The sequence below is a fragment of the Corynebacterium cystitidis genome, from assembly GCF_900187295.1.
In the GTDB taxonomy this organism is placed as follows: domain Bacteria; phylum Actinomycetota; class Actinomycetes; order Mycobacteriales; family Mycobacteriaceae; genus Corynebacterium; species Corynebacterium cystitidis.
Map to the genome: position 1 here is coordinate 2,903,867 of NZ_LT906473.1, position 13,957 is coordinate 2,917,823.

19 protein-coding genes are annotated in these 13,957 nt (G+C 55.5%); 8 read left to right on the forward strand and 11 right to left on the reverse strand.

The window, feature by feature from the left end:
- Nucleotides 1-18: 18 nt before the first annotated feature.
- The 3 genes from CKV99_RS14900 to CKV99_RS13675 all read left to right on the forward strand — a co-directional run bounded on the left by CKV99_RS14900 (nt 19) and on the right by CKV99_RS13675 (nt 947).
- A complete protein-coding gene (locus CKV99_RS14900; RefSeq protein WP_231910103.1) occupies nt 19-222 on the forward strand; it encodes a hypothetical protein in 204 nt (67 codons plus the stop codon).
- A gap of 136 nt (nt 223-358) precedes the next feature.
- Entirely contained in the window at nt 359-640 is a 282-nt protein-coding gene (locus tag CKV99_RS13670) for a type II toxin-antitoxin system RelE/ParE family toxin (RefSeq protein ID WP_092258265.1), read from the forward strand.
- Between the two features lie 7 nt (nt 641-647).
- Nucleotides 648-947, forward strand: a complete 300-nt coding sequence (locus CKV99_RS13675; RefSeq protein WP_197697197.1) for a HigA family addiction module antitoxin — start codon at nt 648-650, stop codon at nt 945-947.
- A gap of 56 nt (nt 948-1,003) precedes the next feature.
- On the opposite strand, the gene CKV99_RS13680 is transcribed toward CKV99_RS13675, so the two are convergent.
- From CKV99_RS13680 to CKV99_RS13710, 7 genes are all read right to left on the reverse strand, one after another.
- Nucleotides 1,004-1,738, reverse strand: coding sequence for an ABC transporter permease (locus CKV99_RS13680; protein WP_092258260.1), 735 nt, complete (start codon nt 1,736-1,738; stop codon nt 1,004-1,006).
- Nucleotides 1,738-2,487, reverse strand: coding sequence for an ABC transporter permease (locus CKV99_RS13685; protein ID WP_092258257.1), 750 nt, complete (start codon nt 2,485-2,487; stop codon nt 1,738-1,740). The genes CKV99_RS13680 and CKV99_RS13685 overlap by 1 nt, the downstream gene beginning before the upstream one ends.
- Nucleotides 2,484-3,395 carry an ABC transporter ATP-binding protein gene (locus tag CKV99_RS13690; RefSeq protein ID WP_092258254.1) on the reverse strand — a complete coding sequence of 304 codons (912 nt, stop codon included), beginning with the start codon at nt 3,393-3,395 and terminating at the stop codon, nt 2,484-2,486. Before CKV99_RS13690 ends, CKV99_RS13685 begins: the two co-directional genes overlap by 4 nt.
- Before the next feature lie 60 nt (nt 3,396-3,455).
- Entirely contained in the window at nt 3,456-4,127 is a 672-nt protein-coding gene (locus CKV99_RS13695) for a response regulator (protein WP_169872657.1), read from the reverse strand.
- Complete coding sequence (locus CKV99_RS13700) at nt 4,124-5,224, reverse strand: sensor histidine kinase (RefSeq protein WP_143063430.1); 1,101 nt, start codon at nt 5,222-5,224, stop codon at nt 4,124-4,126. The genes CKV99_RS13695 and CKV99_RS13700 overlap by 4 nt, the downstream gene beginning before the upstream one ends.
- Nucleotides 5,225-5,377: 153 nt before the next feature.
- The gene (locus CKV99_RS13705; protein WP_092258248.1) at nt 5,378-5,632 is read right to left on the reverse strand and encodes a Txe/YoeB family addiction module toxin; all 255 of its coding nucleotides are present in this window, start codon (nt 5,630-5,632) and stop codon (nt 5,378-5,380) included.
- 10 nt (nt 5,633-5,642) lie between these two features.
- Nucleotides 5,643-5,903 carry a type II toxin-antitoxin system Phd/YefM family antitoxin gene (locus CKV99_RS13710; RefSeq protein ID WP_092258246.1) on the reverse strand — a complete coding sequence of 87 codons (261 nt, stop codon included), beginning with the start codon at nt 5,901-5,903 and terminating at the stop codon, nt 5,643-5,645.
- A 538-nt stretch (nt 5,904-6,441) separates the two neighbouring features.
- On the opposite strand from CKV99_RS13710, the gene CKV99_RS13715 reads away from it, so the two are divergent.
- Nucleotides 6,442-7,257, forward strand: a complete 816-nt coding sequence (locus CKV99_RS13715) for an ATP-binding protein (RefSeq protein ID WP_092258244.1) — start codon at nt 6,442-6,444, stop codon at nt 7,255-7,257.
- Between the two features lie 19 nt (nt 7,258-7,276).
- Here CKV99_RS13715 and CKV99_RS13720 read toward each other — a convergent pair whose 3' ends face one another.
- The 3 genes from CKV99_RS13720 to CKV99_RS13730 all read right to left on the reverse strand — a co-directional run bounded on the left by CKV99_RS13720 (nt 7,277) and on the right by CKV99_RS13730 (nt 9,030).
- Nucleotides 7,277-7,984, reverse strand: coding sequence for a chymotrypsin family serine protease (locus CKV99_RS13720; RefSeq protein ID WP_092258241.1), 708 nt, complete (start codon nt 7,982-7,984; stop codon nt 7,277-7,279).
- Between the two features lie 120 nt (nt 7,985-8,104).
- Nucleotides 8,105-8,536 carry a hypothetical protein gene (locus CKV99_RS13725; protein ID WP_092258238.1) on the reverse strand — a complete coding sequence of 144 codons (432 nt, stop codon included), beginning with the start codon at nt 8,534-8,536 and terminating at the stop codon, nt 8,105-8,107.
- A gap of 56 nt (nt 8,537-8,592) precedes the next feature.
- Entirely contained in the window at nt 8,593-9,030 is a 438-nt protein-coding gene (locus CKV99_RS13730) for a hypothetical protein (RefSeq protein ID WP_092258235.1), read from the reverse strand.
- Between the two features lie 292 nt (nt 9,031-9,322).
- On the opposite strand from CKV99_RS13730, the gene CKV99_RS13735 reads away from it, so the two are divergent.
- Both CKV99_RS13735 and CKV99_RS13740 read left to right on the forward strand, forming a co-directional pair.
- The gene (locus CKV99_RS13735; protein WP_231910104.1) at nt 9,323-10,570 is read left to right on the forward strand and encodes an ATP-binding protein; all 1,248 of its coding nucleotides are present in this window, start codon (nt 9,323-9,325) and stop codon (nt 10,568-10,570) included.
- Nucleotides 10,571-10,873: 303 nt separating this feature from the next.
- The gene (locus CKV99_RS13740) at nt 10,874-12,145 is read left to right on the forward strand and encodes an ATP-binding protein (RefSeq protein ID WP_092258228.1); all 1,272 of its coding nucleotides are present in this window, start codon (nt 10,874-10,876) and stop codon (nt 12,143-12,145) included.
- A 90-nt stretch (nt 12,146-12,235) separates the two neighbouring features.
- Here CKV99_RS13740 and CKV99_RS13745 read toward each other — a convergent pair whose 3' ends face one another.
- Entirely contained in the window at nt 12,236-12,964 is a 729-nt protein-coding gene (locus CKV99_RS13745; RefSeq protein WP_143063428.1) for a hypothetical protein, read from the reverse strand.
- 170 nt (nt 12,965-13,134) lie between these two features.
- Here CKV99_RS13745 and CKV99_RS14435 point away from each other — a divergent pair, with 170 nt between their 5' ends.
- Together CKV99_RS14435 and CKV99_RS13750 are read left to right on the forward strand one after the other, a co-directional pair.
- A complete protein-coding gene (locus CKV99_RS14435) occupies nt 13,135-13,290 on the forward strand; it encodes an ATP-binding protein (protein WP_157728492.1) in 156 nt (51 codons plus the stop codon).
- Complete coding sequence (locus tag CKV99_RS13750; protein WP_092258381.1) at nt 13,284-13,931, forward strand: response regulator transcription factor; 648 nt, start codon at nt 13,284-13,286, stop codon at nt 13,929-13,931. Before CKV99_RS14435 ends, CKV99_RS13750 begins: the two co-directional genes overlap by 7 nt.
- Nucleotides 13,932-13,957 lie beyond the last annotated feature (26 nt).

Sequence of the window (13,957 nt, forward strand, 5' to 3'; positions counted from 1 at the left end):
GGAATTGACTGAGGCCGCTTGATCCTCGTTGAAGTGAAAAGCGCGCGCGATGTTGATCATCGCTCGTGGAAGAATATTGAGAAGATGATGGCCCAGCATGGTGAGCGTGTGATCGCCGGGGTGGTGTTTTACCTTGGCGAGAGCCCGCACCGAATCGCTGTGGATAAAAGCTCGGTGTATCTGTTGCCGGTATCGACGTTGTGGCAGGTCCCCGCTGTTTAAGGCTTCGCTTTTCGACGGCCTGGTGGAACTGCAGGGGCTGCCCTCCTCAAGATCAACCTCGCGCTATTGGGGGTGCTGCCCTTCGCGTTGCATCAAACCATTGCACGCTATAACGGCACGCGTTATAGTTGTCTTCGTGATCGAATCTTTCAGAGATAAACACACGGAAGATCTCTGGCTCAACCACCGATCAGCCAAAATCCCTTCGGAGATCCTGCGCAAGGCCGTAAAACAACTCAAGATGTTGGATTTTGCCACCTCGTTGGACGACTTGAGAATCCCTCCCGGAAACAGGCTTGAAAAACTTACCGGTGACCGGAAAGGCCAACACAGTATCCGAATAAACCATCAATGGCGAGTGTGCTTCACCTGGATAGACGGCGCAGCCAGAAATGTAGAAATTGTTGACTACCACTAGGAGTGTGATGACGATGACTAATAATCGGATGATTTTTCACCCCGGCGAATTTCTTCAAGAGGATTTCTTGGAGCCACTAGGACTCTCCCAGAATGCGCTTGCTCGAGCAATTAATGTGCCACCTCGCAGGATCAACGAGATCGTTCTAGGTAAGCGAGGTATCTCAGCAGATACCGCATTGCGTCTGGCACGTTTCTTCGGCAATAGCCCAGAGTTCTGGATGAATATGCAGAAAGATTACGAGCTTGAATCAGCGCGAGCTGCAGCCTCCGATCTCGATTCCATCGTCCCAATGGAAGTAGCCTAGCTCGCCCCTTACGTCGGCCATTGCTGCGCGCAGCCGGGAACTCCGGGCGGTTCATCCTACCGATCCGCGCGCCGCAGCCACCAGGCACTCGCCAACAACCCAACCACTGCGAGCACACCTGACGCCACGAGATAACCGACAAGCACCACGGGGTCAGTACTCTCACCGGTGGTTGCGTAACCAGCAGCGAACATCACGCGTGAGACCAGTACCGGAGGCAAGAGGTAGTCAAAGATCTTGATATCAGCCGCCAATAGTACCGCCCCTGCCATCGACACCCCAGCAGCCACCACGATGGGCAGGGTGAAGTTCTTGGTCATCATGGACAGCCAGGATTGCCACACGGCGACGGCCGCACCAGGAATAATAGCCAGCAGAAGAATCATGGCTACATTCAGTGGCGGATGGCCCGGTACATTAAGCAAGAACCCGACCGCAAGGGCAAGCACGAAGAAGACCATCTGCATCGCTGTTACCAGCACTGTTAATGCCCCAGCTTTAGCCACGACGATGCTGCCGCTATTGCGCGGACTGGTGAGCAGGAAAGCTAGATTGTTGTCTTTGTGCTCTCTGCGCCAAGTGGTGGCCGCCAGGATAGCAATACCCACATTCATGAACAGCATGCCGTAAAACAGGGTGGTCTGCCCGAGAAAGCTCTCCCAGCCCGGAGTCAGTACCCCAAGATTCATCTGATAGTTGATGGAAGCAAGAAGAATGGAAAGACCAGGGATAAGGAGTAGGATAATCCCGAAATGGGAGCGACGGAATTTCAGCAATTCATTAGCGAGCATTAGATTTCCTTCCTGTTGATCCGGCGGCTGAGCACGGCCATGAACCCTAGCGCTAAGCCCAGGTAGCAGCCCCAGGCCAACCAGTTGGGGGTTACCGGGACGACACCGCCCTCAGCGAAGGTGTAAGGGGTGACCATGGCGAAGTAGCCGAATGGGTTAATGGCAGCCACCCACACCGGAGAGAGCATCGCAGCGTTGGCGAGCATCCCGCCGACTACTCCCAGTCCGAGAACAACAAGTTGGGATTCCACGAGTGTGGCGCAGCTGATGAACACTGCCCCGATGGCCAATGCGGTTCCATACAGCGCAAGGCAGGTCACAGCGATGGTCGCCAGATTCGGTGGCGGGGGCGCACCAACCAACACGGGTATAGCAACCAGCAGCGTCGCCTCGACTACCTTGGCAAGCAAAGTCAGCGAGCCTAAGACGAAGAATTTGATACCCAACAGGTCCCCTGGAGGCGTGCCGACGATTGCATTAAGCCGCCACCCATGAGCAAGGTGTTCCAGATCCGCCAGGCGGGATGCGATGATTGCTAGTTGTAGCGGGGTGATCAGCGCGTAGATGACGATGTATCCGACGAGGTGGCCTGCCCACATCTGCTCTGGTTCAGCAACAAAACTTGCAACCTGGTCGTCCCGGCCAAAGCCCATGGAACTCATCATGACAATCACCGCGCTCAACCCCAGGGTTAAAACAAGTATCCGGGAGCGCTTCAGTTTGGCGTATTCAATCAGAAGTGTCCTCATGCTAACGCCTCCTGTTTTCCGGTGAGTGCGATGAAGATGTCTTCCAGGCTGTGTCGCTCGCGCACCATCTGATAGATGGGTACGCCTGCGTGAACCAGCTGGACGCAGACCTCAGCAGCCTGATCATTGCTCAACCCGTCGATACGCAAGCTTCCGCGAGCAGTAGTCACCTGGAAGTGAGGCAAAAGCTTCACTGCCCGCTGGGCTTGGGGTGTGTCGATGCGCAGGGTTGGCTGGCTGGTTTCATAGAGTTCGTCCAGCCCGCCGGAGAAAACGAGGCGGCCATGGTTAATGATGGTTAGCTCTGTGGCCATCTTCTCAATTTCAGACAGCAAGTGGCTGGACACCAATACCGTGCGCCCCTGGTCGCGTGCCAGGGAGATGATGAGTTCCCGGATTTCTTCGATTCCGGCGGGGTCAAGCCCGTTGGTCGGCTCATCCAGGATGAGCAACTGGGGGTTGCGTACCAGCGCCATGGCGATACCGAGGCGCTGTTTCATCCCCAGCGAATAGTTTTTAACCAGCTTGTTCATCTGTTTTTCCATCCGCACTAGCGCGATGGCCTCACGCACATTGGCCTCGTCGGCATGCACAAGACGGGCAACGATACGCATGTTTTCCGCGCCGGTGAGGTGCTGGTAGCCGGAGGGCTGCTCAATAAGCGCACCGACATGCTGCACAAGCTCAGGCCGTGAGTTGGCGGTCAGCTCTTGCCCGAAGAGGCGTATAGCGCCATGGGTTGGTGTGATCAAGCCCAGCAGCATTTTCATGGTGGTGCTTTTGCCGGAGCCGTTGGGTCCGAGCAGCCCGTGGACGCGTCCTGGTTCGATGCTTAGGTCGAGCTTGTCGACGACTACCGCCTTACCGTAGGCCTTCGTCAGCCCGTGAGTTTCAATAACTGTTGCCATGTCTTCCATCATGTTTTTCCCGGCCGGGCAAAACATCGGGCTGTGGCATGAACTTGTGTGTCAGCCCTGGGTATGAGGATCAACCAGGCCGGTGCGGTAGGCGAAGATCACGGCGTGGACGCGGTCACGTGATCCGGTCTTGGCCAGGATGCGCCCGACGTGGGTTTTCACGGTGGCCATGGTGATGAACATGCGTTGGCTGATCTCGGTGTTGGACCAGCCCTGGGCGATGGCGATGAGGATTTCTTTCTCGCGTTCGGTCAGCCGCTCCAGGATTTTCACATCGTCTGCTCCCGGCGCGCTCACCGGCGATTGGGTGCGCAGCCGCGAGACCAATCGGGTGGTGGCACGCGGGGAGATGATCGCCTCACCTTGATGAACGGTGCGGACCGAGCGTAACAAGGTCTCCGGTTCGGTGTCTTTGAGTAAGAAACCGCTGGCACCAGCTGCGAGTCCGTTTATCACGTAGTCTTGGTCGTCGAAAGTGGTCAAGATAACTACTGAGGTATCCGGGTGGGCAGCGACAAGCTCAGCGGTGGCGCTGATCCCGTCGAGAAGCGGCATTTGCACGTCGATAAGCACAATGTCCACCGGCTGCGCGGCAGCTTTCTCGATCGCTTCCGCCCCATTGTGCGCCATCCAGCGCACCTGCATGTCCGGCTGCGAGGACACAATCATGTTGATGCCCTCCACAAATAAGGGCTGATCATCCACTAATCCGAGTGTGATCACGGCTCCTCCTTCAACGGCAGCCTCGCAGTCACGTACCACCGATTGTGCTTGTCGACGACATCCAGGCTGCCCCCAAGCAACTGCGCACGCCTGCGCATTCCCGCTATCCCCAGCCCGGTACCAGGCTCGCTGGAGCCGGTAACCCGGTTACTTACTTCCAGGCACACTTCTGTTGGTGACCACCGCACAGTGACCTCGATTGGTCCGGTGCCGTGGGTGCGCGCATTAGTGATGGCTTCCTGGGCAATCCGGTAGAGCGTCAGAGACGTAGAGTCACGCAGATCATTTGGGGGATTGCCGATGGTGGTGAGTGCATCGGCGTCGAAAAGCAAAGAAGGAATGTCCGTGTGGCTGGCTCGTGGTTGTGCTGAGGCGGAATCGCCCTCGCGTAGGACCTCGACAACACCACGCATTTCGCGCAGGGAATTGCGTGCGACCGTGCTGATTGTGCGTAGCGCTTGCTGCTGAGCGGCGGGCTCGGGGTGGTAGAGCGCGCCGTCAGCCTGGGCGACAACCGCGGTGAGTGAGTGGGTGACAATATCGTGAATTTCGTGGGCGATCAGCGTGCGTTGCTGGGCTTGCTGCAACTCAAATTGTTCGCGCTGGCGAGCCAACGACAGCTCAACTTCGCGGGTCCTGCTGTGTTCCTCGCGCTGGCGCAGCAGCCCCAGCATGGCAAAAACAGTCAGGAAGGTCAGCCCCCACGCCACATACAGCAAGCGTTGCTGCCACGGCTCGCGCGAAATATCGCCAACGACCAGCGTCACCGCCAGGAACACCCCAGCGTAGAGGGCGATGGCCGTGAGCAGGCGCGCTGTGCCGGTGAGATCGCGGAAAATGATGTAGGAGGCAACACAAGCTGCCACGATCACACCAGGCGTAAGCATGGGTTCAAAAGCTGCGGCGGTTAACGCGGCCAGCAGCGCCACAACAGTGGCCAGCGGCCAGCGTCGGCGCGCCAAGACTGCTACGAAAATGAGCGCAGCCAGCACATATGGGAAGGGGCGTGCCACCGTGGAGGCGCCGATAAGGCAGGTACTCGCAGCGATTGTTGCTGCCACCAGATCCAGGACACACCGCGAAGAAAAAGAAGGCACCCCCACAGACTAATGCTGGGCTGCCCGCAAAACGTCATACCTGGGTAGGACTGCGTGAGCGGGCATCGGAAGGAATCCGATCAAACGGGCAGTAAAGTCCTTAACCAGGAATTACCGACTGTCGCTTCGCAGGGATTAGGAGTCCCGGTGGGATCAGTAGTGATACCGACACCCGGCGATGAATATCGTCGAATCCTGGATCGAATAGATCAACCGGTGCTCTTCATTGATGCGTCGAGACCAATAGCCACTGAAATCATGCTTTAGAGGCTCCGGTTTTCCGATGCCTCTAGTGCCGTTGCGGATAATATCGCGGATCAACTGGTTGATTCGCTTCAACATTTTACGGTCATGCTGCTGCCACCACACATAGTCTTCCCAGGCGTGTGTGGACCAGGAAATATTCATGTTAAGGAATCTATGCCTCTTCGTCGAGCAGCTCGTGGACAACACCACCGCCAGCTTCAAGCTCCGCGATGGATTCACGTAAGCGTTTGCTGTTTTCCGGCGAGCGCATAAGATACGCAGTTTCTTGCAGAGAGTTGTAATCATCTAGAGCGATCATGACAACTGGATCACGTCCGGTACGCGTAATAACGACAGGTTCCCGATCATCAATAACGGAATCCATAACAGCTGCGTAGTTATTGCGTGATTCTGTAAAAGATATGGTTTTCATCTTGACCTCCTCACCTCGGAGTGTACATGATCACGTACACCTTAAGGTGCTGTGATTGTGGTCCGAGCTGACAATGTGTACAGAAGATTCTCACCAGGACCGTACCCAAATCGTTGTCGCCTGGTATGAAGCCCAGGCATAGAGCTAGCTTGCCCGCTTGACGACGAAGGCCCGCCCCGTCGCCAACGCCCCCACACTCACACAGTGCGAGTCAGAGTGTGAGTCACAGTGTGACTTTTTCACAGTATGAGTCCAAGAGTGGCAGTGTGAGTTGCACTGTGGCTGTGGAGATTACGAATGAAGCGCAGCTTGTGGCTCTTATTGCCACTCTGCGGCGTCGCGGAGGCGACTGTGCCACCGTCGAGTTAAAGAGTGCGCAGGGAGGTGTCCCAGAGGATCTTCCCCGTACGCTGAGCGCTTTTGCGAATATGCTTCCGGTGGACTGATTATCCTCGGGGTTGATGAACGCGATGATTTCGCACTTCGGGGTCTTGCGGATGTTGCTAAACTTCACGCGCAAGAGGCAGTCCATTATGATGTGCAGCCTATTCCAGGTTCGACAATAGATGACCTTGACCAGCAGCTTTCTGTGGATTTATTGTCCAGGGCCCGCGAAGCATCTCCCCGTTTAGCCCTGGTTACCGATGACGATACTCTCCTTCGCCTCATGCAGGTTGTCAGCGGCAGTGGCGAGTTAACTTTGGCTGGTAATTACGCGCTGGGCTATTATCCGCAAGGGCCTAACCCCGCTTTGGCTGTGACTGTCGCGGAACGCCTGCCAGAAAATACGCACGGCAACCGGACTCGTGATCTAGAGCGCTTTGAGGGGCCGGTCCCAGATCTGTTGCACAGCGTCATGGCGTGGGCGCACACTCACCTGAGTCGTACGCAGCGGATGTCGTCGGAAGGCGAAATGCGAGATGAATATGAAATCCCCCTGGGAGCTGTGCGTGAAGCGGTGGCCAATGCCTTGGTTCACCGCGATCTCGGGCCTTTCACCTTGGGGGTGGGCCAGGCTATCGATATTAGGCTCACACCCGATGCCTTGATCATCAGCAGTCCTGGAGGATTGAAAGGGCTTACTGTCGAAGCGCTGAAGGGTGCGGACTTAACCCGTCGGGAAGTTAACCAGCGACTGTATGCGCTGGTCCGTCATCTGCGCACTGCCGACGGCAGCCGGATCATCGAGGGAGAAGGCGGCGGTGTCCAAACACAGTCAACCCATCAGTTTCGGCGATCTCGTTCGGCTTTCCGGCTTAAGCGCCAGCAAGGTCCGTTACGCTCTAAATTCGCTTGTCGACGCCAACGTTGTGCACATGGAAGGCAGCCAGGGCGATCGCAACACGACTTATAGCTTGCGGTCGTAGTGATGACTAAAGCCCGTCAGGTGAAGCCAATTTGTCGTGTCTACCGTATTGCGGGGTTTCTTCCCAGCCAGAGAGGACAGCCACGAAGCCACGGCCGGGGATCCAGGCTGGGCCACCGGAATCACCGCTGACAGTTCCTGGGGCGTCGACAAGCAAAGAAGTGCCGCGCACATGATTAATGGTTCCGCAGTGGGTTTCCCGGGAGCTAGCACCCCACAGGCAGATCGGTTCGCCTGCGCGGACTTCACTAACGGGAACGTAAGTATCACCGGTTAGATCGTTGGGACCAGCGACAACGTGGTCGAGAAGGCGGATGCGGGCGACGTCACCGATGCCAGCAAACTGGGGTAAGAAATTAACAAATTGGGTGAAGAAATTGGACGCTTCAACAAAGCCGATCACTTCTTTGTTCTGGTTAAACACTGGTTCACCAGCAATGCCACAATGGCCGGCGGTGTAGGCGGTGTGGTGTTCACGTTCAATGAAGCCGAGAGTGCAACTATTGTCGATGCCTATTCCGTGGAGAGCGTAGATTACGTCGCCCTGACTGACCACGGTGCCTTCTGGTGCGGAGGCATTGAGATGGCCGCTGAGCACGGAGGCACCATCCAGGGCTTCTCCTGGGATGCTGCTGGCGTCGGCTTGGGTAGCGGGCAAGGAAACGGTCGCTAGAAAAGCCGCAGCGATGGAGGCAACAGCCGTTTTGATACGCATGGCGAGATCCTTTCGGGTTGTGGCCACAAACCATGGACCACTTTAGTGACTGTGTGTTGGGGGAGGCAGGGAAACAAAAGTATGGATACATTCGGCTACCCTGATCGCCCATGCCACGTCTTAGGAGAAAGGCGGGGTGATGAGCAGCTCGATGCTTGTCGGTAAGATCAGTCTGTCGTCGCTAAGGGCAAAGCCTTCCGGCGACCGGAACTGCAAGGTTGCTTTATTTGACCAGCCAAGATCGCCGATCAGCCCCGGATTATCTGGATCCCTAGCTTCTTTTGATTCCACATGACCGGCAATTTGAATACTACTATCGCTAATCGCGATGGTGTGGCGTAAGAAACTGTCCGCTAAAGCTCGGGGTTCGTCGGATATTTCGATTACTGCCTCAGTTTTCTCCTGGCTCGCAAGCGCGATGCACGCAGCCCCTTCAGCAGCAGCGGTACCACCATTCCACGCTAGGTTGCGATCCACCTTCCGGTCCCCTAGAACATGGAAAAGGGGATAGTCAGGGTAAGGATGGATAATAGTGAGGCTAAAACGCGTCATCGGATTCCTCCAAGTGCACACTCAAGTGGGACTAGATGCGTCCGGCAGAGCAATATTCATTCTTTGCCGAACCACTGGTCTATTGCTTTTTGAATATCAACCTGGGGATCAGTTGTAAACGCAGCTATTCCATCCATGAAGGTAAGAAGGTGCATTTCCTTCGGTTCTTTGTGTGCAATAGTGGCTGCGGCTGTGGCTAGTGAATAAACGTCGGATAAATAGGCAACACTGCTGTTATTTTCCTCGCGTTCATAGGCATCCAGGAGCAGGTCATCGCGTTCTTCCATCCTGGCCACAGCTTGACGGCTAATCGCATCGAGATCATCGCCCTTTAACGCGCTGACCAGATCGGGTGGGACATCGCCAGGATGAATATATCGCAGATAACTCGCTACTATGTGGCCCAAAATTCTGCGCCTATCAGCACTATTAAACCGACCCATTAATTGCTCGATTACGGGCCTCGATTCGGTTTCGGATTGGCGATCACCCATGTGAATCCTCTACAACGCTTACTGCCACGGCCTTCCGATCGTGCTCAGAGTCCTAAATCCGCACCCACCAAATATAGCAAGCAGCTGCGCTCCTTTTTTTGGGGCGGTGCGGAGACGGTTACTCCCCCGTGCTTATCGACGATCTCACCTCCTGCCCCAGTTGCACACGACACAGATCCGACCAAAAGTGCAGTAACTACCCGACCGGTGGGTCACGAAGTGCCCGACCAAACGTGCAGTAGGTTCCCGACCAAACGCGCAGTAGGCCCCGTGATCAGGTACTTTAGTGAGTTTGTCATATCGTGTTCGCGCTCTCGACCAGAGGCTTGACTACCTTGCCCAGTATTTCACGGCTATTGCTATCGAGGGACCTAAAGCAGTCGGAAAGACTGAGACCGCTCTGCGCCGCGTGGGCGAAGTTTTTCGTATGGACTCCGCGGATGATCGGGACCGTTTCCTCGCCACCGATCTGCTTTCCAAAACGGAACAGAACCCGATTTTGATCGACGAATGGCAGCTTCTTCCTGAGTCGTGGGATATTGTTCGCCGCACAGTCGATGCTGGTGCCCCACCCGGCAGTATTTTCTTGACAGGTTCGGCCACACCTGCGCCAGGGGTCACCACCCACACTGGTGCGGGCAGAATCATGACCGCTCGGTTACGTCCTTTCGGTTTGTGTGAGACAACACCAGAAGAGGACGCAATCTCCTTGGGTGATCTACTCACTGGCGAGACACAAATCGAGGCCGAGGCTACTTTTACCCTGGATGATTACATCAGGGAATTAGCTACGACGGGCCTTCCTGCCGCGTCAGCACTTCCCTCTCACGCCCAGAGTGATTTTCTGTCTGGCTACGTTCAGCGCATTGTTGATCGTGAGCTTCCGGCGCAGGGCTATACGGTTCGCAACCGTCAGGGACTGTTGTCGTGGCTGCGTGCTTATGCCCGCGCGACTGGCACGGACGCGAGTTATACCCAGTTGTTGGCGCGGGCGACTGCGGGTGATGGCAATGCGCCGAGTAAACGGACAACCGCTGTGTATCGGGAGAAGTTGTCGGAGATTTGGATGGTGGACCCGCTGCCAGCATGGGATTCTCTGTTCCACCTCATTCCTCGCCAGACGGTCGCACCGAAACATTATCTTGCCGACGTTGCTCTGTCCTTATATTTCGCGGGCATCCGTCCCCGCCAGCTGAATACTTCTCAGAACGCGAGTCGCTTCGGTCAGTTCTTTGAGTCTTTCGCGGTGCATAGCGCGAGGGTCGCCGGCTCCGCTCACGGGTTGAAGGCCAGTCATGTGCGGACCAAGGGTGGTGAGCGCGAGATTGATCTTGTGCTCGAATCTCGCGACGGCGCTGTGCTCGCCTTCGAGATGAAGCTGGCCGGTCGCATCCGCGATGAAGATGTCCGCCACCTGACCTGGCTCCGCGACCAGCTCGGCGAAGACCTCGTTGAGGCAGTGGTGCTCTACACGGGTCGATACGCTTATCGACGCCCTGACGGTGTCGCCGTTATCCCACTGTCGCTCCTCAGGGCTTAGGGTTTGCTGGGGCCCGGAAAGTGCGAGTCAAGATGCCATCCGACACGCAGCTAACCCCCTAACTCCTTATCGAGATTTTCCCTGGCCGCCATGCTAATCAATGGGGGTATACTGCGCCCACCACGGTTGGAACCTGTTATTACATGCAGCGCCATTCCCACCACTCATTTCCTGGTCTTGGTAACTGATCTTGCCACGCGCCAAACACTGGAATGAAATCACGCCAAATACTGGAACAGAAATTTGCCAAACACTGGAATTGAAACGCGCCAAACACTGTAATTCACTGGTAGGATGGCCTTCATGAAGTATCTTCCACGGCTAGCAGATGACGATCTCGCTTTCCGTCTCAAGGCAAAAGGCGCGGTGTTGATTGAGGGCCCAAAGTGGTGTGGCAAAACGACGACAGCCCGCGCCGCAGCAACTAGTGTCTTGTCAATGGATCAGCCTGAAATGGCGGCTCAATACAGACAAATGGCAGAGACTGCTCCAACGCTTCTACTCGAAGGTGAGACTCCAAGGCTCATCGACGAATGGCAGGTGGCGCCGACGTTGTGGAATACGGTTCGCTACGAAGTGGATCGAAGAGGAGAGCCTGGACAGTTCATTCTGACCGGGTCTGCGATGCCCGTAGAACTCGATAGCGCTACACACACGGGTACAGGACGCATCACGAGAATGCGAATGCGTCCGATGAGTCTCTTTGAATCAGGCGACTCTACTGGCCATGTGTCTTTGCGGAAACTTTTCGATGGGGACTCTCCCGCAGCAACCGCTCAGGCCGATCTTGAGGAGATCGCCTACCTGCTCGCTCGTGGTGGATGGCCACAGGCGGTAACAACGAAGGATCGCAAAGCTGCGCTTTTTCATGCTCGGGATTACGTGGATGCTGTCGTCTCAAACGATATTCGCCGGGTTGATTCTGTAAAGAGGGATGCTGATAAGGCAGAACGTTTACTCCGTTCTTACGGCCGACATTGCGCTACGTCCGCCTCACTGGAGACCATACGATTGGATGTCTTAGGGGATAAAGACGACACTTTTGATGCGAAAACGCTCTACAACTACATTGACGCTTTGAAGAAGATATTCGTCATTGAAGACGTACCGGCGTGGAACCCCAATGTCAGGTCTAAGACTGCAATACGAACAGCTGATACACGATTCTTTGTTGATCCTTCCATTGCTGTCGCAGCACTACGCCTCGGTCCACGCGATTTGATCTTCGATCTCAACACGATGGGTTTAATATTTGAGAATCTTGTCGTTCGTGATCTTCGGGTTTACGCGGAACTTTTAGATGGCGCTGTCTACCATTATCGGGACAAGTCTGGGTTGGAATGTGATGCCGTCGTTCACCTGCGTGATGGATCTTACGGCTTGATTGAAGTAAAAATCGGTGGCGACACAGCTATCGAGCAGGGCGCAGAAAGCTTGAAAACACTCGCCGCCCATATCGATACAGCACGTATGCGACCACCCGCTTTTCTCGCAGTCGTCACCGCCGTCGGCCCTTACGCCTATCCCCGTCCAGACGGAGTCAAGGTCATACCCATTACAACCTTCGGCCCCTAAGCCCTTGACCAACAGCGCGGTTGTACACCGTCAGTGCAGAGAGCGGGACGGTGACGATGCCGTCGTCAAGCTTGGCGACGTCTCCAGCAATTATTTCCTGACCAGTGCGACTGCTCGCCACACGCTGACCCCTGCTGCAAGCACCACCCACGACAGAACCGTCCCGGCGCTCAAGAGCTGATTTTCGCCGCTGATCAGCTGGCGTAGTGGATCGAAAGAAAAGTAGAATCTGGCCGGGGGATAGACACGACTAATCGCCGGGAATGCTAAGAGCGGAGCAAGCAAGAATATAGCCGCTGCAGTGAGCAGATTATCCGTAAGCCATGTCAGGGCGCAGGCAATAAGGAACAGTACGAGGCTCGACAAGAGCATGTAGAGCGCTGCGTTCACCGTTTCTGCAGGTGGGGTGTTGATTGTAAGTTGCAGCAAAATAAACACTGCTGTCAGAAAGCTCACTACCGCAACACCGGCTAGGAGCATATGGAGGCAGGTCAATAACCCCGCTCTCAAGTTGCTACCCGACAAGAGAGCGACAAGTTTTATCTCCCTTGACGATATTTCCATCTGGCACAGCGCGAAGGCAACAATCACACTGCTAAAACTGGCTAGTGAAGCACCCGCAGTCACTGACAGGGAAGTGACCCCGGAGTCGTTGACTTGGAATCGGAGAAACTGCAGAGCAAAAGCGGCAACAACCCACAGGACGGCTGCTAGCAACGCACGTTGGACAGTCTGTACTGAGAAAATCCTGACCACGTAGGCGCGTATCATCAGCCAACCTTCCTGCGGTTGGTCACAAAAATGACGATAATCGCGCACAGTAACCAACCACAAAGGATTAAGACCCCTCCAGCGATCGATGGGCCATTAGGATCTACCTGCCTTCCGGCAGTAGATCACAGAGCAGATTCAACAAAACTCCAGGCTCCACTCGTAACGCGGCCGTTTCTGTACTGGTTGATGAACACAATGAGGGGCTTAGAGTTTTCGTGTCTAACCCGGTGGCGAATGATGTTAACGAGCGCCCACCGGGCACGCAGCACGGCCTCATCGGCTTACGAGAGCGGGTCGAAGGAGCCCAGGGCGTTTTTACAGTCGGTATTGTCGACGAGGAATTCCAGGTGAAAGCGTGGATGCCGTGGTGAAGTTATTAATTATCGACGATGACCCGCTGGTTGTCGCCGGGCTCAGATACATTTTGTCGCGCAATTTTGAGATTGTTGGCGAAGGTTCTGACGGGGATCAGGCCGTCGATTTAGTGGATAAGTGCAAACCCGATGTTGTTCTCATGGACATCAGGATGGAAAGGGTTGACGGGGTCGAGGCAACCAAAAGAATCCTCGGGCGCGAGAACCCGCCGAAAGTCATCGTCCTCACTACCTTCGACGCAGACGAGATGGTACTTCGTGCACTTCAAGCTGGTGCTTCGGGGTTTCTACTTAAAGACACCCCGCCGCAGAACATGATCACTGCGATAGAAAACGTTGCCACCGGCGGAAGATCATTGTCTCCGAGTGTCGTCGAGAAAGTTGTTCATGCAGCTACTGTCCAGTCAGGAAATACGCGCCGTGACGTTGCCCGCGCCCAACTGGCGGGACTGAGTGAGCGTGAACTTCAAGTCGCTCAGCTGGTGTCCGCCGGTCTAACAAACCAGGAGATCGCTGATCACCTGTACTTCTCAGCCGCATCTGTGAAAGCGACCATCACTCGAATCCTCGACAAACTCGCTGTAAGTAACCGGGTGCACATTGCGATTGTGGTCCATGACGCGGAACTGGAGCAATAACCTGCTGCCCGGGTGCCCTCCAGCCA

Excerpts from the sequence above, each read along its gene's own strand:
- CKV99_RS13675 (WP_197697197.1), top strand. The coding sequence starts at position 648 with ATGACGATGACTAATAATCGGATGATTTTTCACCCCGGCGAATTTCTT.
- CKV99_RS13680 (WP_092258260.1), bottom strand. The coding sequence starts at position 1,738 with ATGCTCGCTAATGAATTGCTGAAATTCCGTCGCTCCCATTTCGGGATT.
- CKV99_RS13685 (WP_092258257.1), bottom strand. The coding sequence starts at position 2,487 with ATGAGGACACTTCTGATTGAATACGCCAAACTGAAGCGCTCCCGGATA.
- CKV99_RS13690 (WP_092258254.1), bottom strand. The coding sequence starts at position 3,395 with ATGGCAACAGTTATTGAAACTCACGGGCTGACGAAGGCCTACGGTAAG.
- CKV99_RS13705 (WP_092258248.1), bottom strand. The coding sequence starts at position 5,632 with ATGAATATTTCCTGGTCCACACACGCCTGGGAAGACTATGTGTGGTGG.
- CKV99_RS13710 (WP_092258246.1), bottom strand. The coding sequence starts at position 5,903 with ATGAAAACCATATCTTTTACAGAATCACGCAATAACTACGCAGCTGTT.
- CKV99_RS13720 (WP_092258241.1), bottom strand. The coding sequence starts at position 7,984 with ATGCGTATCAAAACGGCTGTTGCCTCCATCGCTGCGGCTTTTCTAGCG.
- CKV99_RS13725 (WP_092258238.1), bottom strand. The coding sequence starts at position 8,536 with ATGACGCGTTTTAGCCTCACTATTATCCATCCTTACCCTGACTATCCC.
- CKV99_RS13730 (WP_092258235.1), bottom strand. The coding sequence starts at position 9,030 with ATGGGTGATCGCCAATCCGAAACCGAATCGAGGCCCGTAATCGAGCAA.
- CKV99_RS13740 (WP_092258228.1), top strand. The coding sequence starts at position 10,874 with ATGAAGTATCTTCCACGGCTAGCAGATGACGATCTCGCTTTCCGTCTC.